Here is a 25,121-nt window from a genome sequence, read left to right on the forward strand (position 1 = left end):
GGACCCCTAGTTTTCTGCGCTGACGGTGTCGCTGCGGACCGGGATGGTGGAAGCGATGAGCACGCCGCCCTTTTCTTCGTTCGTAGCCGGACGGATCTGGCCACGCTCCGGAACGAAGGAGATGGACTCGTCCTTCTGGTCGGGGGCGTTGACGAACGAACGGAACCGGCGGAGGCGCTCCGGATCCTTCAACGTCTCGGCCCACTCGTCTTCGTAGGTGTCGATGTGCTTGGCCATGGCCGCTTCGAGCTCGTCGGCGATGCCCAGGGAATCGTGCACCACAACGTCCTCGACGTGCTTGATGTCGCCATCAAGCTCTTCCTGCCACCGAGCAGTGCGCTGCAGCCGGTCGGCGGTGCGGATGTAGTACATCAAGTAGCGGTCAATGTACTTCAGCAGCGTTTCGTCGTCCAGGTCCTTGGCGAGGAGCTTGGCGTGCGCCGGGGTGGCGCCGCCGTTACCTCCCACGTAGAGGTTCCAACCGTCGGCGGTGGCGATCACACCGACATCCTTGCCACGCGCTTCCGCACATTCGCGGGCACAACCGGAGACGCCCATCTTCAGTTTGTGCGGGCTGCGAAGGCCGCGGTAGCGCAGCTCCAAAGCGATCGCCATGGCCACGGAATCCTGGACACCGAAGCGGCACCAGGTGGACCCCACACAGGACTTCACCGTGCGGAGGCTCTTGCCGTAGGCCTGCCCGGACTCGAAGCCCGCATCAACCAATTCCTTCCAGATATCCGGCAGCTGCTCCAGGCGGGCACCGAACATGTCGATGCGCTGGCCACCGGTGATCTTGGTGTAGAGGTTGTACTTCTCAGCCACCGCAGCAATGACGCCCAGCCCCTTGGGAGTGATCTCACCGCCGGCGATGCGCGGAACCACCGAGTAGGTGCCGTCCTTCTGCATGTTGGCCAGGGCGCGGTCGTTGGTGTCCTGCAGGGCACCGCGGCCGGCGTCCAGGACGTAGGCGGAGTGCTGGCTGGCAAGGATGGAGGCGATGGTCGGCTTGCAGATATCGCAACCTGCGCCGGTGCCGTACTTGGCCATGATGTCTTCGAAGGACGTCAGCTCCAGCACCCGGATAGCGTCGAAGAGTTCCTGGCGGGAGAGGCTGATGTGCTCGCAGAGGGCCTTGGAGACCTCAATACCGGACTTGGTCAGTTCGCCTTCGAGGAGCTTCTTCAGCATGGGAACGCAGGACCCACACTGGGTTCCGGCACGGGTGCACCCCTTGAGCTCGCCGAGTTCTTGTACGGGAGCGTTGCCTTCGCATGCGCCGCACCCATTAATGGCATCACGGATGGCGCCGGCGGCCACGTTGTTGCACGAGCAGAGGATGGCGTCGTCCGGGAGTTCGGTCTCCGGGGCTTCTCCTCCGCCGGCCGCGCTCAGGTAAGCGCCGGGTTCTGCAGGGAGTTCCCGGCCCAGGAGGGGGCGCAGGCTCATGTACGGGGAGGCGTCGCCCACGAAAATGCCGCCCAGGAGAGTCTTGGCATCGTCGGTGGTGACGATCTTTTGGTACACGCCCCGCGCCGGGTCGGCATAAACGATTTCGAGGGCGTGCTCAGTCCTCGCGAACGCGTCGCCGAAGCTGGCGACGTCCACACCGGAGAGCTTGAGCTTGGTGGCGGTGTCGAAGCCGGGGAACGTTGCTTCCCCGCCGTGCAGGCGGTCGGCAACAATTTCGGCCATGGTGTTGGCCGGAGCAACGAGGCCCAGGCACATGCCGTTGAAGTTGGCTACTTCACCGATGGCCCAAATGCCCTCCACCTCGGTGGCGCAGAAATCGTTGATCACCACACCGCCACGCTGGCCCAGGCTGAAGAGCTGCTCTTCGCCCTCCGCAGCGCGGAAGAGATCATCGCGGGGCCTGACGCCAATTGCGACGATCACGATGTCGGCTGCGATGGTGCGGCCGTCGGCCATAAGGACTCCGGTGACATTACCGTCGTCGTCCGTAACCACCTCGGAGGGGAAGACGCCACCGTGGACCGTGAAGCCCTTGGCTTCGATGAGCCGGCCAAGGGCCTGTCCTGCGCCTTCGTCCAGCTGGGTGTTCATGAGCCAGGGCGAGCCGTTGATGACAACCGGGGTAGCTCCCAGTTGTTCGGTGCCGGCTGCGGATTCAAGCCCCAGCAGGCCACCACCGATGGTGACGGCGCTGACTTTGCGTCCCAGCTTCTCCGTCAGCCCGGCTATGGCCTGGTTGATTGCCCATACGTCTTCGAGCGTCCGGTAAACGTGGGTATGCTCAGCGCCGGGGATCGGCAGCCGGGCTGCATCCGAACCCGTGGCGACCACCAGGTGGTCGTATTCGTACTTGTTACCGGCAGCAGTGAGGACGCTCTTGGCCGCGGAGTCGATCTTGACGGCGCGCTCGCCGGTCTTGAGGGTGATTGCTTCGTGCTCCCACATGGAAGCGTCGCCCAGGGTGAGGTCCACGCCGGTTTCGGTGAGCGCCTTGCTCAATGCCACGCGGTCGTAAGGGAGGTGGGCCTCTTCGGTCAGCACCGTAACCTGCCAACCTTCAAGTCCGCGGTTGAACATGGCATCAGCAAAGCGGTGGGCGGCGGGACCACCGCCGACGACGACGATGCGGCGCGGGTTCTCTGTACTTGAAGTGTGTCCGGTCACTGTGGGCCTTTCGCAGATGTTGCCAACGGATCTGTCGCAACTTGTGGTTCCAGCCTAGGGACGGGCAGTTTCGCTTCAGTTTCCCGTTTGTTTCGTGATCTTAACTTCTGCATCACGAGGACATTTCCTGGGGTGTGAGGTCTCTTTTACGAGGTGGACACAATCCGCGCCCCCTGATGAAACACCCGGGTTTTAGCGTGGAGGAGTGGCCGCAAGCGCGGCCCTGTCCGGGGGAGTGACGGCGGAAACTGCCAGCACCCGGACACAGTGAGAGGGGCTGACATGACCGTAATTCTGGACGTTACCGACATTCTTGAGCGTGACCTGCGCGCCGCAGCTACGTGGCAGCGTGTTTGCCCGGTGGACGAGCTCGAATTGGCCTGGGGCGAAGCCGCGTTGATCGGCGGTCGGCAGATTGCACTCTTCCGCACCTCGGCCACCGAGGTTTTCGCCGTGAACCAGCAGGACCCGGCGACCCTCGCGAACGTCATGGCACGCGGGATCATCGGGTCCAGGGGTAGCCGGCCGACCATCGCCTCGCCCCTGCACAAAGAGGTCTACGACCTCGAAACCGGTGAGTGCTTCACCAACCCCGACCTCCGCCTCGACGCTTTCCGCACCCGTTTGGTGGATGGCTTCATCGAGGTTGAGGTCTAGGAGTTTTACAAGCCCAGCGCTTCGCGGACGTCCCCGAGGACCTCGTCCAAGGATGTCCGCGCTGCTTGGCGCGCAGCGGGAAGTTCCGCTGCGGATTCCACAGCCTGGATGACTTCCAGGTAGCACTTCAGCTTCGGTTCCGTGCCACTGGGCCGGATGATCACGCGGGTGAGGTCGCGGGTCAGGTACTGCAGCCCGTCGGTGGGAGGCAACGCGTCGCTTCCCTCGGCCAGATCAGTGAAGACCTCCACGGCGGAGCCCCCGAAGGCTTCGGGCGGGTTGACCCGCAAGCGGTTCATCATGGCATCGAGAAGTCCCAAATCCGCCACCCGGATGCTCAGCTGGTCGCTGGCATGCAGTCCATGTACCAGGTAGAGATCGTCCAGGGTGTCGAAGATCGTCCTGCCTTCGGCTTTCGCAGCTGCGGCGAATTCAGCGATCAGCACCGCCGCCGAGATGCCGTCCTTGTCGCGCACCAACTCCGGAGCCACACAGTAGCCCAACGCTTCCTCGTACCCGTAGATGAGTCCTGGAACGCGTGAAATCCATTTGAAGCCCGTGAGTGTTTCCTCGTGCGCGTACCCGGCCGTTGCGGCAATACGCGAGAGCAGCCGCGAGGAAACGATCGAGTTGGCGAAGACTCCGGCCTGCGGCTCGTCGCCGGTACTGGCCGTCAAACGCGCTACGACGTGTGCCCCCAGGAGTGCGCCTACCTCGTCGCCGCGCAGCATCCGCCACGCTCCAGTGTCCGGGTCCAGGGCTGCAACCGCTGCCCGATCGGCGTCGGGATCGTTGGCCAAAACGATGTCCGCCCCTGATTCCGCGGCTGCTGCGAGGGCCAGGTCCAAGGCGCCGGGTTCTTCCGGGTTGGGGAAGGCGACGGTGGGGAAGTCCGGGTCCGGCTGAGCCTGTTCGGCCACGAGGGTCACATCGGTGAATCCTGCTGCCTTCAGGACGGAAACGGCCGTTTCGCCGCCGACTCCGTGCATGGGCGTCAAGACGATCTTGAGGTCCCGGGCGGGGAAGTGCTCCCGATCCACCAGGCCAGCCATGGCGGCTTCGTAGTCGGACGCGATGGAGGTGGGCAGGACCGTCCAGCCGCCGTCGGCCAGTTCGATTGATTCCAGTGCGCCCACTGCGTGGATCTTTTCGGCGATCTCGGCGTCATATGGGGCTACGATCTGTGAGCCGCGGCCGCTTTCAGCCACGGCGTGCCGTCCCAGGTAGACCTTGTAACCGTTGTCCTGCGGGGGGTTATGGCTCGCGGTGACCATCACGCCGCCGTCACAATCCAGGTTCCTGACCGCGTAGGCGAGCAACGGGGTCGGAAGTGCTGACGGCATGAGGAATGTATCGATGCCTGCCGCGGTGAAAATTGCGGCCGTTTCCTGGGCAAAGATGTCCGAGTTGTAGCGTGCATCGAAGCCGACGACGGCGCGGGGCCGCGTTCCGGGCGAAGCCGCCTCCACCGCTTCGGTCAGGAAGGCGGCCAAGCCTGCCGCTGCCCGGCGCACCACCACGCGGTTCATCCGGTTGGGACCAGGACCGAGGGCGGCGCGAAGGCCGGCAGTGCCGAATTGCAGGGTGCCGTTGAAGCTGTCGCCCAGTTCCTGGACTGCTCCCGCGTCGCCGCCTCCGGCGAGTTCGACGAGCTCGGTGAGCTCGGCCGACGTTGCCGGGTCCGGGTCTTGGGAGGCCCACAGGCGGGCGTCGGTGAGCAGCTGTTCAAAGGCGGCATCGTTGGATGTCATAGGGACAAAACTATCCTCAAATGGAGGAGTAGGGCGCAACGAGGGGTGGGATCCCGTCACCCAGGGGGTCGTAAAGGGTGGGATCGCGCCCACTTGCGAGCTAAAACTTACGCGTTTGCACCGTAAACCGCGTGTCCCCGTCTGTGCTGAACGCTGAAGTTCCCGTGGCATCCCAGTCAGGAAAGAAGGTATCTGAGATGACGATGGCGCCGTCCCCTGCGAAGACTTCCACGGACGAGGAATCCAGGAGTATCTGGAGGCGGACCTTGGCGTCGTTACTGGAGGAAGGCAACGTGGCCTGGTGGTACGGGCTGAACTTCTCGGAAAAGTTGGTGGTTCCGGCGTTCGAACGGTCTACTTTCACCGTGCGCGTGTCCTTGGTGTAAGTGATCCGCAGTGCGGACTTTCCGTCGGCCGAGGCACGGAGGTTCAAGCCTGCCTCGCGGGCCGACGTCAGCTCCATCTCCACCTCAAGCAGCTGCGCCCGCGCGGTGAAATCGTCGACCAGGTGCTGTAGCCCGGAGCCGACGGTGAGGTTTTTGACTTGCACCGCACTGCCAGCGCGCTCAAGAGCCTCCCGTGCAACCGTGGCAATGGCCGACCGCAGCTCGAGGCGGTGCTCGCCGCGGACCAGTGTGAGCTCGCGCGGGATGGCCATGGATCCGCGCCAGGGAGTGGTGGGAACGTGCTGGGCGTAGTCCCAGTTGCCCATCCAGCCGAGGAGCACAGGCTTGCCACCGGGTGCACCGGAGATGGAGTTCGCCGCGTAGTAGTCGGCGCCGCGATCCAGCCACTGAGATTCGGCGAGTGGTGCATCCGGTGCCGCCGCGTCCTCGGCAACAAACCGGGTTCCGTCGAAGTCCCCCACGAAGTACTGCATGCCCGATCCGCCGGCGATGCCACCGGGATTGATGCTTAGCAGCATGACCCACTTCTTATCGGTGGAACCCTCAACGCCCATCTGGATCAGCTCGGGTACTTCCCACAGCCCTCCCTGCGCGCCGGCTCCGGAGAAATCACTCAGGAAGTCCCAGTGGAGCAGATCAGTGGATTTGAAGAGTTTGACTACCTGGGCGTCGGCCACAACCGTGGACATCACCCAGTATCGGCCGGGCTCGTACCAGGTGATTTTGGGATCGCGGAAGTTGTTGTTGGTGGGCGCGAGGTTGAGCACGGGGTTGCCCTGGTACTTCTCCCATGTGGTGCCCTTATCCAGGCTGAATGCCACCGACTGGGCCTGGGCGCCTTGGGGGAGCGCGCCGTTCTTGCCGTAGGCGCTGGTGTAGAGGGCAACCATGGGCGGGTTTCCGGCTGATCCGAGGCCGGATGCGTTGTTGGTGTCCATCACGATGCAGCCAGAGAAGATCTCTTCCTCCGGGCTGGCTTCCATGGCTACGGGCTGCTGTTCCCAGTGCACCAGGTCGGTGCTGGTTGAGTGGCCCCATGACATGTTTCCCCATGAGTTTCCGCGCGGGTTGTACTGGTAGAAGGCGTGGTATGTCCCATCGTGGAAGACCAGCCCGTTGGGGTCGTTGAGCCAGTTCCTCGCTGCCGTCAGGTGGGCGGCCGGCCGCCAGGGATCCGAAGCGGTGGGTGCGTTGGCCGCGAGGGTGGGGGCCGGCGTCGGGCTTTCATCCGGGGTGCAGGCAGCGGCTGAAAAACCAACCACGACGGCGGCGCTCGCGGCCAGCAGGTGGCGGCGGGACAGGTGGGGGTTGGGAAGAGTCATGGGAAGAATCCTGGGAGGTTGGGGTGGCGGGGGTGCCAACACGTCTGGAGCCGGCACCCCCGCCGTGGCCTGACGGCCTGGGGTGTTATTTGTAGAGGCCCTCGCCACCAACACGGACGTTGGTGGGCAGGTAACCGAACGGGCCGAGGCCGTTCTGGCCGAAGCTGCGGTCAACCTGGGTCACGCCGCCCTTGAAGTTCATCTTCACGGTGGGTGAGAGCGAACCGCCGCGGACGCCATCGACGTTGTCGATGAACGACTGGACGAGGCCGCCCGGTTGGACGTAGTGGGAGTAGGCCTGGAACTGGCGCCCGTTCTGGCGAGGATCCGGACCTTCCGGCGCGTTGGCCGGCATGTTCAGGTCCGTGGGGGAGCCCAAAGCCAGGCCGCTGTTGTTGACCGGCTGGTAGTCCGAACGAACGCCGTCGCCTACGAAGCCGTAGACGCCGTCGGGGCCGCGCATACCGTCGGCATAGGTGAACTGGTGGCTGATGGTGAACAGGTAGTACTTGTTCTTGCCATTCTCGTTTTGGATGTAGATCTGCGGGCGCTCGGTCTGGTCGTTGACGCAGTTGGCGGACAGGACCGGCGGGAGGAAGCTCCACTTTGTGAGGTCCTTGTTGTCTGCCACGGCCAGACCCACGTTGGCGGTCTGGTACCAGGCGCCCGTGGTGCTGTTGACCTGGTCCACCGTCTCAGCGTGCGGATCGCCCGGACGGTAGCCCAGGTCTTCCTGCTTGCACTTGTAGGAGCCGCGGGTGCCACCGGTGTTGCCTTCGAACACCATGAAGGTCTTGCCGGGGTGTGCGGGGTCCGCGAACGTGTAGGGATCACGGAAGGCGAAGCCCGGGTTCTGGGCCTTGTTCTGGTATAGCTTTCCGTCCGGTTCCAGCAGCTTGGTGTGCTGGAAACCATCGAAGGTCACGCCGTTCTTATCCGCGTGGATGGTGCCCAGGGCCTTTGCGATTGCCGCATCCGGGGCGATACCGCCACCTCCTGCGTTGCGCTCGGCGACGTCGTAGAACGTGGTGGCCGTATAGAACACATTGATCTTGTTGCCTTGCATGAGGCGCGTGGAGCCGGACCATTCCGTGTTGCCGATGGAGGTGTTGTCCAGGAACAGATGGCCGCCGTAGTTCCACTTGTCCTTGGCGGGGTCGGCGTTGGTCTTGCGGAAGAAGTAGCCGATCCGGGCGTTCCAGTGACGCTGGTCGAAGCCGTAGCCTGCGTGGCGGTCGGCCACGAGGGAGAAGATCACGTCCCATCCCTTGTAGCTGACCTGGTTGGCGTTCTCGTCTGTCAGGGACCAGGTGTCCCAGACCCAGACGTCGTCGTTCATGGCGGGGAAGTCCTCGGGGATTTCCGGCATGGTGACGTTGGGGCTCATGGAGTTCTGTCCGGGCGCAACGTTGGGGTTGCTCTGGGCCATGATCTGTTTGGCATCCGCGCGCGTCCACTTGGAGGTGAAGTTCGCGGCGGGGTCATAGGCCTGCTGGGTGTGCAGGCTCGGCAGGGGGAAGCCGGGCGTTGGCGCCGGCATGGTGCTGGACGGCGGGTCGGCTGGCAGGTTGGCCTGCGCAGCCGGCGTGAGCAGCAGGATGCTGCCTGCCACGCTGGCTGCGGCTGCGACGGCTACTGCCCGTCGCAGACGCCGGCGTGGCCGTTGAGGGGTTGAGTGCGTGTTCATGCTTGCTCTTCTCGCGGAGTGTTGGACTTCGTGGAGTGGGGCGCATGCCCTGGTCTCCTGGTGAGGGGTTCCCTGCTCCGGCGTCCGTCGATCCGCGGGAGGCGTCATCGAGGGACGCCATCGTTTCGGGAGTGCGGTGAGGCCCGGTTGGGGGACTCGCCGCGGCGCGCTCCGGCACGTCGACTTACCGGAACGCTCCCACGCTAGACACGTGTTAGGTGGCAAATCAAAGGACGTTTCGGCCGCCCAAAAAGCTACCCGCCGGTAGATGCGCAAGCGCTTACATTGTCAACATGCGCGCGTGGCATATTCGCGGGAAGCGGGTCAAATGTTTCGGCATAAATCTTATTTATTCTGAGAATTTACTGTGCGTTTACATGCCGGAAGAGTTGTTAGCGCGCACCATGAAGTGCCTGCTTAAAGCAGCAATGCGTGGCCACCGGACGGTGACCACGCATTGATTGCGGCGAAAACCTTAGAGCTTCGCGATAATCTCAGCCAGCAGCTTGGAGATCCGCTTGCCCGCAGCCTGGCCGGCTTCCAGGACTTCCGCGTGGCTCAAGGGAACCGGGCTGATGCCCGCTGCGAGGTTGGTGACCAGCGAAATGCCGAAGACTTCCATGCCTGCATGGCGGCCTGCGATCGCTTCCAACGCGGTAGACATGCCAACGAGGTCCGCGCCGATGCGCTTGGCGTACTGGACCTCTGCCGGCGTTTCGTAGTGCGGGCCGGTGAACTGCGCGTACACACCCTCCTGCAGGGACGGATCCACTTCGCGGGCAAGATCCCGGATACGCGAGGAGTAAAGATCGGTGAGGTCAACGAACGTAGCGCCCTCAAGCGGTGAGGTGGCAGTCAGGTTGATGTGGTCGCTGATGAGCACGGGCGTGCCCGGCGTCCAGTCCTCATTGAGACCGCCGCAGCCGTTGGTGAGGACCAGTGTCTTGCACCCGGCAGCCGCTGCAGTGCGGACGCCATGCACTACGGATCGGACGCCCCTGCCTTCGTAGTAGTGCGTCCTTGCGCCGAGCACCAAAGCCCGCTTGCCCTCTTTGGTCAGGACGGAGCGGATGGTTCCGACGTGGCCCACCACCGCGGGTTTGTGGAAGCCGGGAACCTCCGAGGCGTTAAGGGTGGCGGTAGTTTCGCCAATCAGATCGGCGGCCTCCGCCCAGCCGGATCCCAGCACCAGTGCTACGTCGTGGGACTCAATGCCGGTTTCCGCGGCAATGAAGTCTGCAGCGGCCTGGGCGGCTTCGAAGGGGTCTGTGTTCATCAGCTCAGTGTTACTCACTGGTACAAGCTACCTTGCGGCCACCGGACTTTGGTAGGCACCGAGGGCCGGGTGAGGGTGGGCTGAGTGGCAGCCGGCGTGCCAATGAGAGAGAATTGAGGACTGTGACCACCCAAGTTGACTTCAGTGCCCCCCGTATCGCGATCCTGGGAGGTGGTCCCGGCGGATATGAAGCTGCCATGGTGGCCGCTTCACTCGGCGCCCACGTCACCATCGTTGAGCGGGCAGGCCTCGGCGGCTCAGCCGTGCTGACCGACGTCGTGCCGTCCAAAACCCTTATTGCCACCGCTGACCTCATGACCCGCGTCGGTGAGGCGGACGAGCTGGGAGTGAAGTTCGACGGCGACGGTACGGCCTCCAAACCCCGCGCCGACCTCAAACACATCAACGACCGCGTGCTGAATCTGGCCCATGGACAGTCTGAGGACATCCGTGCAGGACTTGAGCGCCTGGGCGTGGAGATCGTCATTGGTTCCGGCAAGCTGCTGGACAACAACACCATCGAGGTCCTGACCATCGACGGCACCCGCACCATTGACGCCGACGCAATCCTGTTGGCTGTCGGCGCCCACCCGCGCGAACTCCCCACGGCCAAGCCCGACGGCGAACGCATCCTCAACTGGGCCCAGATCTACAACCTGGACGAACTTCCCGAGGAACTGATCGTGGTTGGTTCCGGTGTGACCGGCGCCGAGTTCGCCTCCGCCTACAACGGCCTGGGCTCCAAGGTCACCCTCATCTCCAGCCGCGACCAGGTCCTTCCCGGCGAGGATACTGACGCGGCCAAGCTGCTGGAAGGTGTCTTTGAGCGCCGCGGCGTACGTGTTTTGTCGAAGTCCCGCGCGAACGCGGTGGAGCGGACCGACGACGGCGTGAAGGTCACCTTGGGTGACGGATCGATCGTGACAGGTACGCACTGCCTGGTGTGTGTTGGGTCCATTCCCAACACCGCTGGAATCGGCCTTGAAGAAGCGGGCGTGACACTCACGGAATCCGGCCACATCAAGGTGGACGGCGTTTCCCGCACCACTGCCCCCAACATCTACGCGGCCGGCGACTGCACCGGTGTGTTCGCCCTCGCATCCGTGGCAGCCATGCAGGGCCGGATTGCGATCGCCCACTTCATGGGTGACGGCGTGAAGCCCCTCAAGCTCAACCAGGTTGCGTCCAACATCTTCACCTCCCCGGAAATCGCATCCGTGGGCGTTTCCGAGGCCGACCTCGCGTCGGGCAAATACCAGGGCGATGTTGTGATGCTGTCCCTGCTCAGCAACGCCCGCGCCAAGATGCGCAACACCAAGGATGGCTTCGTCAAGATCATCGCCCGCAAGGGATCCGGCACAGTGATCGGTGGCGTGGTGGTTGGCCCGAATGCCTCCGAGCTCATCTTCCCGATCTCGGTTGCCGTCACCCAGAAGCTGCACGTCGATGACGTGGCCAGCGCTTTCACGGTGTACCCGTCCCTGACGGGATCCATCTCGGAAGCTGCGCGGCGCCTGCACGTTCACATGTAGCGCCAACGCCTATTGGCTGAGTGCCTGCACAGCTTGAGCCAAAGACATGTGCAACGCGGGTCCGTGGCCTGGCAGGACCACGTTGGCCCGGACGCTCCTCAACCGGCGGGTTGCTTCGAGCGCGGCCGGGGCGTCCCAGTGGTACATCCTGTGCAGCATCTGCGGCCCGGACTTCAGGCTGATCGGATGTCCGCTGACCAGAGAGTCACCCACGGCGATCGCCCCGGCACCGGGCAGCAGCAGAGCTGCGTTGCCTGGGGTGTGCCCGGGGAGCAGGATCGCGGTTGGGCGTCCCGGCAGGCCTTGGAGCTTCTCCTCGGTCCAGGCCTCCGCCCGTGTGGCAGCTTCCGCTTGGAGGGCTTTGGCGTTGATGACATGCACCATCCAGCGGAAGACGCGGGGACGCCAGGCCCTCGCCAGCACCTGCCCAAACGTGACTTGGTGCTTCTCCCGGCCCTGGACGTGCGCCAACTCCTCGGGAGAACAGAGGATAGGCGTGCCGAAGGTCTGCGAAAAATACGCGGCCGAACCCGTGTGGTCCACATGCCCGTGCGTGATGAGCATGGCCTTGGCATCGGCTGGGTCCAGCCCCAGGTGCCGGACAGACTCCAGCACCAGATCGCGGTCCGCCGGGTACCCGCCGTCGATCAGCAGGAAGCCTGAATCGTCACGGACAATGAGCCAATTGGACGCGGGCCCTTCCACGAAGTGCACTCCGGGAGCTGGTTCAGAGATCTTCACCCCGGAATTCTAGGCCGCGGCGGCCTGGAAGTGTTTCTCGATGATGCCTTTGATGTCATCGTGGCAGCCTCCGCAGCCTGTTCCGGCGCGGGTGGCCTTTGAAACCTCGCCAAGCGTGTCGCAGCCCTCAAGTATGGAATCTTCAATGCTGGCCGCGCTGACCCCGGCGCAACGGCAAACGGTCCGTTGCGGGTCGGTGCTGGTGGCGCCGCTGTTCAGCTGGTCCGGGCCATCCAGGCGCAGCAGCAAGGACCGGTCCGCGGGGAGTTCGGAAGAGCGCTCAAACAAGACCACCAGTTCGGCAGCAGTACGGGGCATGCCCACAGACACCAAGCCCTCCAGCACACCGCCCCGGGTGGTCATCTTTACGTAGCGGCCGTGCTCGGGATCGGCCCACTGCGAGACCTGCCGCCGCGGGCGCCCGGAAGCAGCACCGGCTTCCAATAGCTCTTCATCCCAGGGATCCGCCTGGTTGTCGCCCGCCACGGCAAGGTTGATGCCGCGCGCCTTCAGGACCACCACACCGGGCTTTTCCGGGGGGAGCGCTTCCAGGGCATCCGCTGCGTCCTGTCCGTCGCGGGCCAGTACCACGAGGTACTCGGCCAACCATTCGGCCTGCCGCCAGCCCGGACCAATCAGGCCGGACGGACCAGGGGCGCTCCGGCAATCGAGGCATGCAGCGTCCGGGCAGCGCACTTCCGCACAGTCACCGATCGCGAACATGTGGGGCTCGTGAAAGGTCCGGAGGTGGTGGTCCACCAGGATTCCGGAGCCCACCGGCAGGCCGCAACCCTCGGCCAGTTCTATCCGGGGGCGGACACCACAGGAGAGCACCAGCAAGTCCCCGTCAATGGCCGATCCATCGTCAAGAAGCAGGGCAGAGAAGGAACCACCCGGCCCGGCAGTCTCTACACCGGTGGAGCGGGCGTTGCCCGCCATCCTGACTCCGCCCAAACGCAAGCTGTTGGTGAGCACGGAGCCGCTGCCGCGGTCGATGCTGCGGCCCAAAGGGAAGGGGCCGTTGTGGACGACTGTAGCCAGGGCGCCTTCTTCGGCGGCAGCCAGCGCCGTCTCCAAGCCCAGGACACCACCGCCCAGTACCACCACGCGCTTGCCACCTGCCACGGCAGCACGGAGGACGGCGGCGTCCCTTAGATCGCGCAACGCCGTCACTCCCGCCGGAAGCACAGGTCCGGCAGGGTCGGGGTTGAGGCCGGTGAGGTTGGGAATCACGGGACGGGAACCAGTGGCGAACACCAATCGGTCATAATGCTCGGAGCTGCCATCGGAAAGCACTACGTGCTGGCGTGCCCGGTCGATCCTTTTGACCTTCACGCCCAACCTGACGTCGACGCCGTCGGCAATCAATTCTGCTGCGTCAGCCATGGCGAGGGCCTCGGCAGTGGTCCGACCCACGCCCAGTTCAGCAACCATCACGCGGTTGTAGGCAGCTTCCGGCTCCTGTCCAACCACCATCAGCTGGACCAGGCCCGAACGTACAGCGGGGAGGATTTCGTCCACGAGCCGCGCGGCAACGGGACCGAAACCTACTACGACAATCCGCTCGCTCATAAAGCCTCCTTGACGTTTACCAGCATTCGAACCCCGACGGCGGTTGCTGCCACCGGGGTTGCCGCTGCCTTCTTAACCCACACCCGGCTGGTCTTGAACTCCGGCATGCCGGAGATGGGATCCGTGGCCGCCTCCGTGAGGCGGTTGGCGTTCTCCTGGCCGGGGAAGTGGAACGGCAGGAAAACGGTGTCAGGCCGGACAGAGTTGCTGAGCTCGGCGCGGCAAAGGACCTCGCCGCGCTCGTTCGTGACGGTGGCGTACTCGCCGTCCGCAATCCCACGCGAAGCCGCGGTTCCGGGATGGATCAGAAGCCGTGCCTGCGGCTGCGAGGCCATCAACGCCTCGACCCGTCGGGTCTGGGACCCGGACTGGTAGTGCTCCAGCAGCCGGCCGGTAGCCAGGGCCAGCGACTCGTCGGCAAAAGAACGATCAGCCCGTCTGGACGGCGTCACGGGCACCATGACTGCCCTGCCATCAGCGTGGGCGAAGCCATCGCCGAAAAGCCTCGGAGTGCCGGCGCTGCCAACGGGGAAGGGCCAGTAGGCAGCCTCCCCGCGGTCCAGCATGGCGTAGTCGATGCCCGAGTAATCGGCCAAGCCGCCAGCGGAAGCCAGACGAAGTTCCTCGAACACCGTCTCTGGGTCGTCGCTGAACGTGGAAGGGGCTTCCAGGATTTCAGCCAGCCGGGCCATGAGCCACAACTCGCTCCGCACACCCGGGGGAGGATTGAGCGCCTTGCGACGGCGGATCACCCGACCCTCCAGGTTGGTCAGCGTGCCCTCCTCCTCGGCCCACTGCGTGACAGGCAGGACCAGATCCGCTTCGGCGGCCGTCTCTGACATGAAGAAATCACAGACAACCAGAAAGTCGAGAGCCCGCAGCCCGGCGGTCACGGCGTTGGTATCAGGCGCTGACACCACGACGTTGGCGCCGTGCACGAAAAGGCAACGGACGCCGTCGGGCTTCCCGAGCGACTTCAGGAGTTCGACGGCGGGTAGTCCCGGTCCGGGGATCAGCGACTCATCAATTCCCCACACCTGGGCGATGTGGGCGCGGGCGGCGGGATCGGTGATCTTGCGGTAACCGGGCAGCTGGTCGGACTTCTGTCCGTGTTCCCGGCCGCCCTGGCCGTTGCCCTGCCCGGTGAGTGTGCCGTAGCCGCTGCGCGCCGAACCGGGCAGCCCGAGCAGGAGGCTGAGGTTGATCGCAGCGGTGGCCGTGTCCGTGCCGTCCACGTGCTGTTCCACGCCGCGACCACTCAGGATGTAACTGCCGCCGGTACGGGCACCGTGAACCAGCCGCCGGGCGGTCTCGCGGATGAGGTTCGCGGGAACGCCGGTGATGGTCTGGACGCGTTCGGGCCAGAAGGCGTTCAGGCTGCGCACCACCGCCGCGTAACCCGTGGTCTTGGCAGCAATGAACTCCGCATCCACCAGGCCCTCGTGCACCACCACATGGGAGATGCCCAAAAGGAGGGCCAAATCGGTACCGGGCGTCGGCTGCAGGTGGAGGCCGCCGCCGTCGGACGTCAACGCAGCAGTAGCCGAGCGGCGCGGATCCACCACGATCAGGCCGCCGGCGTCGCGGGCGCCCTGCAGGTGCGGGACGAAAGGTGGCATGGTCTCGGCAACGTTGGAACCGAGCATGAGGATGACGGACGCGGTGTCCAGGTCCGTTACCGGGAAGGGGAGGCCGCGGTCCACACCGAACGCACGGTTGCCTGCCGCAGCAGCCGAGGACATGCAGAACCGGCCGTTGTAGTCGATGCGGGAAGTCCTCAGCGCCAGGCGCGCGAACTTGCCCAGCAGGTACGCCTTCTCGTTGGTGAGGCCGCCGCCCCCGAAGACGCCCACCGCATCGTTTCCGTGTTGCTTTTGGGTGTCCTTGACGGCCGCTGCGATGAGCATGAGCGCTTGGTCCCAGGAGATCGGTTGGTGGACGCCGTCCGATCCCTTGAGGAGCGGTTCGGTGACCCGGCCGTTGTGATGCAACAACGACGCCGATGTCCAGCCTTTGCGGCACAGCCCGCCCCGGTTGGTGGGGAAGTCGCGCCCGGAGACCTCCAGGGGCGCGGCTGGCTGGGCCGGTTCTGCGGTGGGTGCGGGCGCCGGCCCCGGCGCGGCGGAGTCCGTCGCGGTCGGGGTCAGCGTCATGGCGCACTGGAGCGCGCAGTAGGGGCAGTGGGTATCGGCGCCGTTGGGCATCTAGATGTGTCCGATCGTGTTGCGCTTCCGGGCCGGGCGGATGTAGCAGACCCAGCAGACGGTGAGCATCAGGACGTACGCTCCCACGAATCCGTAGAACGCCGGGGTGTAGGAACCTGCGGTGGTGTTGGAGGCGTTGAGCACCTGCGGGATCACGAAGCCGCCATAGGCGCCGATTGCAGAGATCAGGCCCAGTGAGGATGCTGCAAGCCGGGCGGTGGCCGCGCTACTGGCCCCGCTCCGTGCAGCCCTGCTGGAGGTGGCGAAGATGACCGGGATCATGCGGTACGTTGCGCCGTTACCAAAGCCGCTCGCCAGGAAGAGGAGCAGGAACAGGGTGAGGAAGAGCCAGAAGTTCTTCAGCGGCAACGTCCAGATCATGGTGAGGGTGATGACGGCCATGGAAGCAAAGGAGGCAATGGTCATTCGCGCCCCGCCCATCCGGTCGGCCATGCGTCCGCCGTAGGGGCGGGCCAGGGAGCCGACAAGCGGGCCGAGGAAGGCAAGTGAGAGCGCAACTGCGCCGACGTGGATGGAGGAGAAGTCCGGGAAGTAGTCCTTGATCAGTTTGGGGAAGACGCCCGCAAAGCCGATGAAGGAACCGAAGGTACCGATATACAGGAACGCCATGACCCACAGATGCGGTTCCTTGAGGGCGGCCAGCGAGCCGGCCACATCGCCTTTGGCGCTGGTGAGGTTGTTCATGTACTTCCAGGCGCCGAAGGCGGCGATGAGGATCAGCGGAATCCAGATGATGCCGGCCATGGGAAGGTTGACGGTTCCCGCCGCCAGGAGCGTGATGGCGATCGGAACAACAAGCTGCGCGACGGCGGCACCCAGGTTTCCGCCGGCGGCGTTCAGGCCCAGCGCCCAACCCTTTTCGCGGGCCGGGTAGAAGAAGGTGATGTTGGCCATGGAGCTGGCGAAGTTGCCGCCACCGAAGCCTGCAAGGGCGGCGATGAGAAGCATGACACCGAACGGCGTTTCCGGGTTGGAGACGCAGATCGCCAATCCCGTGGTGGGGATCAGGAGCAGGAGTGCCGAGACGATGGTCCAGTTCCGGCCACCGAACTTCGGAACCATGAAGGTGTAGGGGATTCGGAGTGTTGCGCCTACGAGGCTGGGAATGGAGATGAGCCAGAAGATCTGGTTGGAGTCGAACGCGAAACCGGCAGCTGGGAGCTGGACGACCACGATGGACCACAGCTGCCAGACAACGAATCCGAGGAATTCGGCGAAGATGGACCAGTAGAGGTTTCGCTTGGCGATGGACCGGCCTTCGGCTTCCCACTGGCCCTTGTCCTCGGCATCCCAGTTGGCGATCCAGCGGCCGGGGCGGTGTTCAAGGGTGGGGGTGGCGGCAGCAGTGGACTGGACGGGAACCAGTGCATCTGCGGTGCTATCAACAGTCACGGGAGTGCCTCCTTGGTGGGGGACGTTGTTCTTCCAAGGTAGGTTTGGCGCATTTCACGGACGGACGCTGTTTGTAAACGCCCTGTGACATTTCCCTATCGGCGGGGTCACCGGCGCGTGAGGCCGTGGTGAGGTATTGTGGCGCAGACCACATCGTGGGATTTCTGCGGCTGTCCGCATGTTGGACTTGGTTGTCCAGTCAATGGACAGCGGGAACTATTATTGAACTCTCGAATAATCCATCGCCGGGGTCGTCTCCTGGGGCATCGGCCGGCGTGAACGAAAGCTGCAACTACATGTCTTCCACCGCACCATCCAAGGAAGGCGAGTCCACTCAGCCGGTGAACTCGCGGGGCAAAGTGATCTTCGCCAGCCTGATCGGCACGACGATCGAGTTCTACGACTTCTACGCCTATGCCACCGCGTCGGTACTCGTCTTCCCGAAGCTCTTCTTCCCGGACGCCACTGACATCAACGCGTTGCTCAGTGCGTTTGCCATCTTCGGCGTCGCCTTCTTCGCCCGTCCGATCGGCGCCGTGGTCTTCGGACACTTCGGTGACAAGATCGGCCGCAAGGGCACCCTGGTCGCTTCGTTGCTGACCATGGGTATTGCCACGTTCCTGATCGGACTCCTGCCCACGGCCTCGATGCCGGGTTGGGCTATCCTGGCGCCCATCCTCCTGGTGGTGCTCCGCTTCTTCCAGGGTCTCGCTCTGGGAGGGGAATGGTCCGGTGCGGCCTTGCTCGCCACCGAAAACGCCCCGGAAGGCAAGCGCGCCATCTACGGGACGTTCCCGCAACTTGGTGCCCCGATCGGCTTCATCATTGCCAACGTCATCTTCATTTGGATGAACGTGGCCCTGAGCGCCGAAGAATTCCTCGCATGGGGCTGGCGGGTTCCGTTCATCCTCAGTGCAGTGCTGGTCATCGTGGGCCTCTACGTCCGCCTGAAACTGGTGGAAAGCGTGTCCTTCACCAAGGTCATCCAGCAGGAGAAGGTCCAGAAGCTGCCCCTCGCAGCCACGCTCAAGAGCCACTGGCGGCCCGTGGTGGCCGGCACGTTCATCATGTTTGCCACCTACGTGCTCTTCTACATCATGACTACGTTCACTCTGTCCTACGGCACCAAGCCAACTCTGGCAGGTGCCCAGGCAGCGGCTGAAAAGGCCGGCAAGCCCATGACGGCCGACCAAATCGCAGCGTTCGTTCCCGGCTTGGGCATTACCCGGTCCGACTTCCTGTGGATGCTGATCATCGGCGTGGTCTTCTTCGGTATCTTCACGGTGGTTTCCGGGCCTCTGGCTGAGAGGTGGGGCCGCCGGAAGTTCCTGCTGGGCGTCACCGCCGGCATCTTTGTCTTCGGTGCGCTCTGGTTCACCATGTTCGGCCCCGGCCAGGCTGCCGCCATGGTTGGCCTCATTGTCGGCTTCACGCTCATGGGCCTGACCTTCGGTCCCATGGCCGCCATCCTGCCCGAACTGTTCCCGGCAAACGTCCGCTACACGGGTTCCGCGGTCGCCTACAACCTGTCGTCCATGATCGGCGCAGCCCCGGCATCGTTCGTGGCCATCGCACTCTGGTCGGCAGCGAACGGAAGCACGTGGTTGGTGGGTGCCTACATGGCTGCCGCGGCCGTGGTTACGTTCATTGCCCTGTGGTTGACCCGTGAAACCAAGGACACCGACTACGAAAACAACGTAGCCTAAGCAGCCCTTAACGACGGCGGCTCCGCACCTTTCCGGTGCGGAGCCGCCGTCGTTTATTGACGTGTTCCTAGTCCTCGATGGTGGCGATAACGGCCCCAGCGGCGACGGTCTCGCCTGCCGTAGCGGACAAGCCGCGAACGGTGCCAGCCTTGTGTGCCGTGAGGGGCTGCTCCATCTTCATGGCTTCAAGGACGACGATCAGATCGCCCTCCGCCACGACGTCGCCTTCAGCGGCTGCCACCTTGACGATGGTGCCCTGCATGGGCGACGTCAGGGCGTCGCCGCCAGCCGCAGCGGCCGTCGCACCAGCGGAACGGGAGCGCTTCTTGGACTTCCCGGACTTGGAGCCGGAGCCGCTGGAAACAGCAGCCACTCCGCCGCCCAGACCGGATGGCAGGACGACTTCAAGGCGCTTGCCTCCAACCTCGACAATGACGCGCTGGCGCTCACCGGCGTCGTCGTTTTCTACGCCGGCAGAGCTGGCCGACCATGCTGGGATGCTGTTGACGAACTCAGTTTCAATCCAGCGGGTGTGAACCTTGAACGGACCCTCAGCCGGGGCGAAATCGGGGTCGGTGACCACTGCCAGGTCGAAAGGAATAACTGTGGGGATACCCTCCACAACCATCTCTTCCAAAGCGCGGCGTGAACGCTGCAGGGCCTGCTCGCGGGTAGCGCCGGTGACGATCAGCTTGGAGAGCATGGAGTCGAAATTGCCACTGATGACGTCGCCCTGATCCACGCCGGAATCGATCCGGACGCCGGGTCCGGTCGGGTTCTTCAGGGTGGTGATGGTGCCCGGGGCGGGCATGAAGTTGCGGCCCGGGTCTTCGCCGGTGATGCGGAACTCGAAGGAGTGGCCACGGACCTCGGGGTCCTCGTAGCCGAGGGCTTCACCGCGGGCGATGCGGAACTGCTCGCGGACCAGGTCGATGCCCGTGACTTCTTCGGAGACGCAGTGCTCCACCTGGAGCCGGGTGTTCACCTCGAGGAAGGAGATGGTGCCGTCCTGGCCCACCAGGAACTCGCAGGTGCCGGCGCCAAGGTAGTTGGCTTCCTTGAGGATGGCCTTGGAGGATTCGTAGAGGCGCTTGACCTGCTCTTCGCTCAGGTAGGGTGCCGGGGCTTCCTCGACGAGCTTCTGGTTGCGGCGCTGAAGGGAGCAGTCGCGGGTGGAGACAACAACTACGTTGCCGAAAGCGTCGGCCAGGCACTGCGTCTCAACGTGGCGCGGTGCATCGAGGAAGCGCTCGATGAAGCATTCGCCACGGCCGAAAGCAGCGGTGGCTTCGCGGACGGCAGACTCATACAGTTCAGGGATTTCGTCCATGGTGCGGGCCACCTTGATGCCACGTCCGCCACCGCCAAAGGCAGCCTTGATGGCAACGGGAAGCCCGAACTCCTCGGCAAACTTCAGGATTTCCTCTGCGGACTCCACGGGGTCAGCCGTACCGGGGACCAACGGAGCCCCCACCTTTTCGGCGATGTGGCGGGCTTGGACTTTGTCGCCCAAAGCCGAGATTGCCTCGGGGGAGGGGCCGATCCAGGTGATGCCGGCGTCGATGACCTTCGCGGCAAACTCGGCGTTCTCGGCCAGGAAGCCGTAACCCGGGTGGATGCCGTCGGCGCCAGCCTGCTTGGCAACCTCAATGATCTTGTCCATCACCAGGTACGACTCAGCGGCGGTGTTGCCGCCCAAGGCATAGGCTTCGTCCGCAAGGCGGACGTGGAGGGCGTCCCGGTCAGGGTCGGCGTAGACCGCCACGGAGGCAATGCCTTCGTCCCGGGCGGCTCGGATGATGCGGACCGCGATTTCGCCGCGGTTGGCAATCAAGACCTTGGTAAGAGGGCTGGAAATGGGCTGCGCCGGGTTAGCTGACAAGTTGTTGACTCCTTCTGTCCTTCAGGGAGCCTAGCGTGATTGTGAGGGTTCCGCCCATATTGATGGGGGATTCCGTGTGTGAGGCGGTGTTCCTTTGTAGGGTTGCTACAAACTGCTTCTACTGGTTGGTCGGGTTCCAAAGCTCCGTGATGCCCACGCTTGCGTGGACCAGCAGGTCGCGGAGGGTGGAGATGGAAAGCCCGACGACGGCGTGCGGGTCGCCGTCGACCTTGCGGATGAAGGCCCCGCCCAAGCCGTCGATGGTGAACGAGCCGGCGCAGTGCAGAGGCTCGCCGGTGGCGATGTAGGCGTCGATCTCGTTTTCGGACATCCGCGCGAAGTGCACTTCCGCGCTGGAGACCGCGCCCACGGTGGCGCCCGTGCCGTCCGGAGCCTCGTCGACGGCTTCATCCTGGTCCGCGTCCGCTGCGGTATCCCGGCAGTCAACCAGCCAGTGCCCTGTGTGAAGTACTCCCTGTGAACCGCTCATCCGCAGCATCCGCTCCCGGGCAACCTCCGGGGTGTAGGGCTTGCCGTGGGACTCGCCGTCGAATTCGAAGACAGAGTCGCACCCGATCACCAGCGCGCCTTCAGCTTCGGGGAGGGCTGCAACGGCTTCCGCTTTCGCGCGGGCCAACAAGAGTGCGGTGTCATGCGCGTCTGTCACACCGTACTTCGCCTGGACCGCGTCCTCATCGACGTCCGACACGAGGACGTCATGCTGGATGCCCGCCTCAGTGAGCAGCTTGGTGCGGGCGGGGGACTGGGAGGCGAGGATCAATCGGGTCACGGTCCCCAGCCTAGTACCAACGCTCTCTCACCTTCCGCCTGCTTCCCGCCGACCCTCCTTCACGTCCCACCCCTTAACCCCCGACGCTCTCTCACTTGCGTGAAGCAAGTGAGAGAGCGTCGGGGTATTTATACGGTGATGTGAGAGAGCGTTAGTGGACCAGTTCCTCGGATCCGGCCTTGGGGCGGTCGCTGCGGGTGAGCTTGGCGCCTTCGACGTCCACGTCCGGGAGGATCCGCTGGAGCCACTTGGGCAGCCACCAGGCCTTCTCGCCCAAAAGATACATCACAGCGGGAACGATGGTCATGCGGACCACGAACGCATCGATGAGCACACCGAACGCCATTGCGAAGCCCAGCGGCCGGACCATGGTGAGGTGGCTGAAGATGAAGCCGGAGAACACGCTGACCATGATGATGGCTGCGGCGGTGACCACTGCCGCTGCGTGGCTGAACCCGGAGCGTACTGCGTGCTTGGCGGACTCGCCGTGCATGAACGATTCGCGCATGCCGGACGTGATGAACACCTGGTAGTCCATGGCCAAACCGAACAGCACACCGATCAAAATGATGGGGAGGAAGCTCAGGACGGCGCCGGGGTTGGCGACGTCGAAGATCCCACCCAACCAGCCCCACTGGTACACGGCCACTACGGCACCGAAGGCAGCAGCCAGCGAGAGCAGGAAGCCACCGGTAGCCAACAGTGGAACAACGATGGAGCGGAACACCAGCAGGAGCAGGATCAGCGAGAGGCCCACAACGATCGCCAGATAAGGCGGCAAAGCGGCACCAAGCTTGGCGGACACATCGATGTTGCCTGCAGTCTGGCCGGTCAGTCCGATGGTCACATCGTTCTGTTCACGGATGTCCGTGCCCTTGGCGCGGACATCGGAAACCACCTGGACGGTGCTGGCGCTGGCGGGGCCTTCCTTCGGGATGACCTGGTAAACGGCCGTTCGGAGGTCATCGCTCAGGGCCACGGGCACTGCGGCGATCACGTTGTCCACGCCCCGCAGCTTATCGGCGACATCGTACTGCTTGTTCTTGGCGTCGTTTTCGCTCAGCCCTTCAGGGAACTCGGCGACCACGATGATCGGGCCCGTCATGCCTTCGCCGAAGCTGCTGCGGGTGAGGTCATAGGCCTTGAACGCCTGTGAATCGACAGGTTCGGACCCGCCGTCGGGCAGTGCAAGCCGCAACTGGGAAGCCGGTAGTGCCAGGGCGCCAAGAAGCACGACGCTGGCCACGAGCGCGAACCACGGGTGCCGGGTAACAAGGCCGCCCCAGCCACCGCTGCTGCGCTTCTCTTCGAGGGCGCGGTCGGCCGCTTCGTGGCCCGGTTCGGCATTGTGCTTGGCGGCCTTGGCCCAGGCGCGCTTGGAGATGAGCCGGCGGCCGATCAGCGCCAGGATGGCGGGCGTCAGGGTCAAAGCGACGACGACGGCGACCGCCACTGTCGCCGCGGCGGCGACACCCATGACTGCGAGGAAGGGAAGTCCGGGGACCACCAGTGCAGCCAGCGCGATGATGACGGTGAGGCCCGCGAACAACACAGCGTTGCCGGAGGTGCCCGTGGCGAGGGCCGCGGACTCTTCGCCGTCCATGCCTGCCAACAGTTGGCCGCGGTGGCGGTTGACGATGAACAGTGAGTAGTCGATACCCACCGCAAGGCCCAGCATCAGGGCGAGCATCGGGGAGATGGAGCTCATGTCGATCACGCTGGTGAGCGCGAACGTGCCACCGACGCCTACCGCGACACCGATCAAAGCCATCACCAGCGGAAGGCCGGCCGCGACCAGGGTGCCGAGCATAAGGATCAGAACCAACGCGGCAACGGCCACGCCCACGATTTCGGCAATGCCAAAGATCTGGGAGACGTCCTCAGTGATTTCCTTGCTGGCGTAAGCCGTGACGCCTGCGGAGGAGACCTCGTGAACGATGTCCTGTACTTGTTTGCGGACGGCTGGATCCACTGCGTTGATGGAGGTCTTGAACTGGACCTGGGCGATTGCTGCTTTGTTGTCGCTGGAGACGAACCGGAGCCCCTCCGAGGCAGCAGCCTGCCGCTTCGAGAGGGCCAAGGTGGTGGCGCCGTCGGCAGCTTCCTTGGCTCCGGCGTCGAGTTTTTCCCTGTTCGCAGCAAATTCGGCGCGCTGCGGCGCCAACTGCGCCTCAATCTGGGCGGGTGTCAGGCCTGAAGCAGCGAGCTGCTGTTCCACCCCGGCGAGCTGCGCCTCGCCGGCTTCCAGCTGCGCGCGGGAGGCATCCAGCTGGGCCTGGCCTGCCGCCGCCTTGGCTTCACCGTCGGCGATCTGGCTGGCCGCGGAATCCAGCTGTTCTTGCGTGGTGAACGGGTTCACCGTCCCTTGGATGTCGGGCATGTCCTGCAGTTTGTCGAGGGCGGCCGCGACGGCATCCTTCTTGGCCTGGTCGAAACCGGCGTCGCCGGCGTCGAAAACTACGCTGGCGGAGCCGCCCGACGAATCCGGAAGGGCTTCCTTGAGCTTGTCCGCCATCCGCTGGGTTTCGGTGCCGGGGATGGTGAAGTTGTTGGACATGGTGCCGTGGAAAGCTGCGGCTGAACCGCCCACTGCCACCATGACGGCCAGCCAGATGGAGATCACCAGCCAGCGGCGCCGGTACGAGAATTTGCCGAGCCGGTAGAGAAACGAAGCCATGTCAGAACCGATCTTTGGTGGTTGGAACAGAGGGTGCGGCTGATGCCGGCGATTGCGGCGCTGAAGCGTCCGACGGCGGCGCGAAGCCGGCGCCGAGGAGGCCCATCGCATCGATGAGGTGCTGCCGTAGGACGGCGAGGGATTCCGCGGAGAGGTCGGGTCCGCGCTCGACGAACCACACGGTCATGGCCGCCTTGCCGCAGGAGATCACCGACCCGGCCAACGCATGCAAATACAGCTCGCTGATGCCTTCTCCTAAACGACTGCGGGCAGCGTCAATGATTTGCCCGGTGCAGTGTTCCCAGGCTTCAAGCTCGGAGCGGGCCAACGAGCGGTTGTCTTGGGTGAGGCTGAACAGCTCGGCCATGGGTGCCACGGACATCGGGTCTGCGAGGGCCATGAGGGCGGCCTGCGCGGATTCGAGGATGGATTCCTCTGCGGGACGCAGGCGGAACTGTTCCAGGGCATGGTCCATGAAGCCGTCGGCTACTGATGCCAGGGCCGCTTCGAGGCTGGGGAAATAGTTGAAGAAGGTTCGCCGGGAAACCCCTGCGCTGGCGGCGATGTCCTCGACGGTGAAATTGCCGGAGCCGTTGCTGCGCAACAGGTCCAGGGCGGCGGACGCGATGGAGCTGCGGGTGGCCGCCTTGTTGAGCTCGCGCCGGGAGGGCGCGCTCGGCTCGGAAAGGAGCGGCTCCGGGGACGGCTCCTGGGTACTCGTTGTGGTCACGTAATTACACTAAGTGCAACTTTGCACTCTGCGCAATTTGACTCTCTTGGAGCGGAACGGAAGAGTCCCGCTCTTGTTCGCCTCGCCCGCCCATAGAGGGCGGGTTGGACGAACGAGAGCGGGACTCAGTAAGGGCT

At 64.4% G+C, this 25,121-nt stretch carries 16 protein-coding genes; 3 read left to right on the top strand and 13 right to left on the bottom strand.

All coding sequences use genetic code 11. The features are described 5' to 3' along the window. Positions 1-6: 6 nt before the first annotated feature. A complete protein-coding gene (gene nirB, locus J2Y68_RS06140; protein WP_309991058.1) occupies positions 7-2,637 on the bottom strand; it encodes a nitrite reductase large subunit NirB in 2,631 nt (876 codons plus the stop codon). A 282-nt stretch (positions 2,638-2,919) separates the two neighbouring features. Here nirB and nirD point away from each other — a divergent pair, with 282 nt between their 5' ends. Continuing rightward, on the top strand, positions 2,920-3,294 hold the full coding sequence (gene nirD, locus J2Y68_RS06145; RefSeq protein ID WP_309991060.1) for a nitrite reductase small subunit NirD: 375 nt from the start codon (positions 2,920-2,922) through the stop codon (positions 3,292-3,294). Between the two features lie 5 nt (positions 3,295-3,299). On the opposite strand, the gene J2Y68_RS06150 is transcribed toward nirD, so the two are convergent. The 4 genes from J2Y68_RS06150 to J2Y68_RS06165 all read right to left on the bottom strand — a co-directional run bounded on the left by J2Y68_RS06150 (position 3,300) and on the right by J2Y68_RS06165 (position 9,737). Beyond that, the gene (locus tag J2Y68_RS06150; protein WP_309991062.1) at positions 3,300-5,045 is read right to left on the bottom strand and encodes a phospho-sugar mutase; all 1,746 of its coding nucleotides are present in this window, start codon (positions 5,043-5,045) and stop codon (positions 3,300-3,302) included. A gap of 100 nt (positions 5,046-5,145) precedes the next feature. Then, positions 5,146-6,774: a glycoside hydrolase family 32 protein gene (locus J2Y68_RS06155; RefSeq protein ID WP_309991064.1), complete on the bottom strand. Its 1,629-nt coding sequence runs from the start codon at positions 6,772-6,774 to the stop codon at positions 5,146-5,148. Between the two features lie 85 nt (positions 6,775-6,859). Beyond that, positions 6,860-8,461, bottom strand: coding sequence for a glycoside hydrolase family 68 protein (locus tag J2Y68_RS06160; RefSeq protein ID WP_309991066.1), 1,602 nt, complete (start codon positions 8,459-8,461; stop codon positions 6,860-6,862). A gap of 475 nt (positions 8,462-8,936) precedes the next feature. Next, entirely contained in the window at positions 8,937-9,737 is an 801-nt protein-coding gene (locus J2Y68_RS06165) for a purine-nucleoside phosphorylase (protein ID WP_261609007.1), read from the bottom strand. Positions 9,738-9,859: 122 nt separating this feature from the next. On the opposite strand from J2Y68_RS06165, the gene J2Y68_RS06170 reads away from it, so the two are divergent. Continuing rightward, the gene (locus tag J2Y68_RS06170; RefSeq protein ID WP_142939798.1) at positions 9,860-11,269 is read left to right on the top strand and encodes an NAD(P)H-quinone dehydrogenase; all 1,410 of its coding nucleotides are present in this window, start codon (positions 9,860-9,862) and stop codon (positions 11,267-11,269) included. 9 nt (positions 11,270-11,278) lie between these two features. Here J2Y68_RS06170 and J2Y68_RS06175 read toward each other — a convergent pair whose 3' ends face one another. The 4 genes from J2Y68_RS06175 to J2Y68_RS06190 are packed head-to-tail and all read right to left on the bottom strand — an operon-like array spanning position 11,279 to position 17,199. Further along, positions 11,279-12,010 (bottom strand): MBL fold metallo-hydrolase, encoded by a 732-nt coding sequence (locus tag J2Y68_RS06175; protein WP_309991071.1) that lies wholly within the window; start codon positions 12,008-12,010, stop codon positions 11,279-11,281. A 9-nt stretch (positions 12,011-12,019) separates the two neighbouring features. Beyond that, a complete protein-coding gene (locus J2Y68_RS06180) occupies positions 12,020-13,582 on the bottom strand; it encodes an FAD-dependent oxidoreductase (protein WP_309991075.1) in 1,563 nt (520 codons plus the stop codon). After that, on the bottom strand, positions 13,579-15,786 hold the full coding sequence (locus J2Y68_RS06185) for a molybdopterin oxidoreductase family protein (protein ID WP_309991077.1): 2,208 nt from the start codon (positions 15,784-15,786) through the stop codon (positions 13,579-13,581). Before J2Y68_RS06185 ends, J2Y68_RS06180 begins: the two co-directional genes overlap by 4 nt. Then, the gene (locus tag J2Y68_RS06190; RefSeq protein ID WP_284986173.1) at positions 15,787-17,199 is read right to left on the bottom strand and encodes an MFS transporter; all 1,413 of its coding nucleotides are present in this window, start codon (positions 17,197-17,199) and stop codon (positions 15,787-15,789) included. It lies immediately after the preceding gene. Between the two features lie 296 nt (positions 17,200-17,495). Between J2Y68_RS06190 and J2Y68_RS06195 the strand changes: the two genes are divergently transcribed. Continuing rightward, a complete protein-coding gene (locus J2Y68_RS06195) occupies positions 17,496-18,905 on the top strand; it encodes an MFS transporter (RefSeq protein ID WP_309991081.1) in 1,410 nt (469 codons plus the stop codon). 67 nt (positions 18,906-18,972) lie between these two features. Here J2Y68_RS06195 and J2Y68_RS06200 read toward each other — a convergent pair whose 3' ends face one another. The 4 genes from J2Y68_RS06200 to J2Y68_RS06215 form a co-directional block, all read right to left on the bottom strand. Continuing rightward, positions 18,973-20,787 carry an acetyl/propionyl/methylcrotonyl-CoA carboxylase subunit alpha gene (locus J2Y68_RS06200; protein WP_309991083.1) on the bottom strand — a complete coding sequence of 605 codons (1,815 nt, stop codon included), beginning with the start codon at positions 20,785-20,787 and terminating at the stop codon, positions 18,973-18,975. Between the two features lie 118 nt (positions 20,788-20,905). Next, positions 20,906-21,577 carry a Maf family protein gene (locus J2Y68_RS06205; protein WP_309991086.1) on the bottom strand — a complete coding sequence of 224 codons (672 nt, stop codon included), beginning with the start codon at positions 21,575-21,577 and terminating at the stop codon, positions 20,906-20,908. A 151-nt stretch (positions 21,578-21,728) separates the two neighbouring features. Beyond that, complete coding sequence (locus J2Y68_RS06210; protein ID WP_309991089.1) at positions 21,729-24,254, bottom strand: MMPL family transporter; 2,526 nt, start codon at positions 24,252-24,254, stop codon at positions 21,729-21,731. 1 nt (position 24,255) lies between these two features. Beyond that, on the bottom strand, positions 24,256-24,984 hold the full coding sequence (locus tag J2Y68_RS06215; RefSeq protein ID WP_309991092.1) for a TetR family transcriptional regulator: 729 nt from the start codon (positions 24,982-24,984) through the stop codon (positions 24,256-24,258). Positions 24,985-25,121: the final 137 nt, after the last annotated feature.

The sequence above is a fragment of the Paenarthrobacter nitroguajacolicus genome (genome assembly GCF_031455195.1).
Classification (GTDB): domain Bacteria; phylum Actinomycetota; class Actinomycetes; order Actinomycetales; family Micrococcaceae; genus Arthrobacter; species Arthrobacter nitroguajacolicus_D.

What these genes read in the sequence shown, in the direction of transcription:
- nirD (WP_309991060.1), top strand. Translation starts at nt 2,920, where the DNA reads ATGACCGTAATTCTGGACGTTACCGACATTCTTGAGCGTGACCTGCGC.
- J2Y68_RS06150 (WP_309991062.1), bottom strand. Translation starts at nt 5,045, where the DNA reads ATGACATCCAACGATGCCGCCTTTGAACAGCTGCTCACCGACGCCCGC.
- J2Y68_RS06155 (WP_309991064.1), bottom strand. Translation starts at nt 6,774, where the DNA reads ATGACTCTTCCCAACCCCCACCTGTCCCGCCGCCACCTGCTGGCCGCG.
- J2Y68_RS06160 (WP_309991066.1), bottom strand. Translation starts at nt 8,461, where the DNA reads ATGAACACGCACTCAACCCCTCAACGGCCACGCCGGCGTCTGCGACGG.
- J2Y68_RS06165 (WP_261609007.1), bottom strand. Translation starts at nt 9,737, where the DNA reads ATGAACACAGACCCCTTCGAAGCCGCCCAGGCCGCTGCAGACTTCATT.
- J2Y68_RS06180 (WP_309991075.1), bottom strand. Translation starts at nt 13,582, where the DNA reads ATGAGCGAGCGGATTGTCGTAGTAGGTTTCGGTCCCGTTGCCGCGCGG.
- J2Y68_RS06185 (WP_309991077.1), bottom strand. Translation starts at nt 15,786, where the DNA reads ATGCCCAACGGCGCCGATACCCACTGCCCCTACTGCGCGCTCCAGTGC.
- J2Y68_RS06195 (WP_309991081.1), top strand. Translation starts at nt 17,496, where the DNA reads ATGTCTTCCACCGCACCATCCAAGGAAGGCGAGTCCACTCAGCCGGTG.
- J2Y68_RS06210 (WP_309991089.1), bottom strand. Translation starts at nt 24,254, where the DNA reads ATGGCTTCGTTTCTCTACCGGCTCGGCAAATTCTCGTACCGGCGCCGC.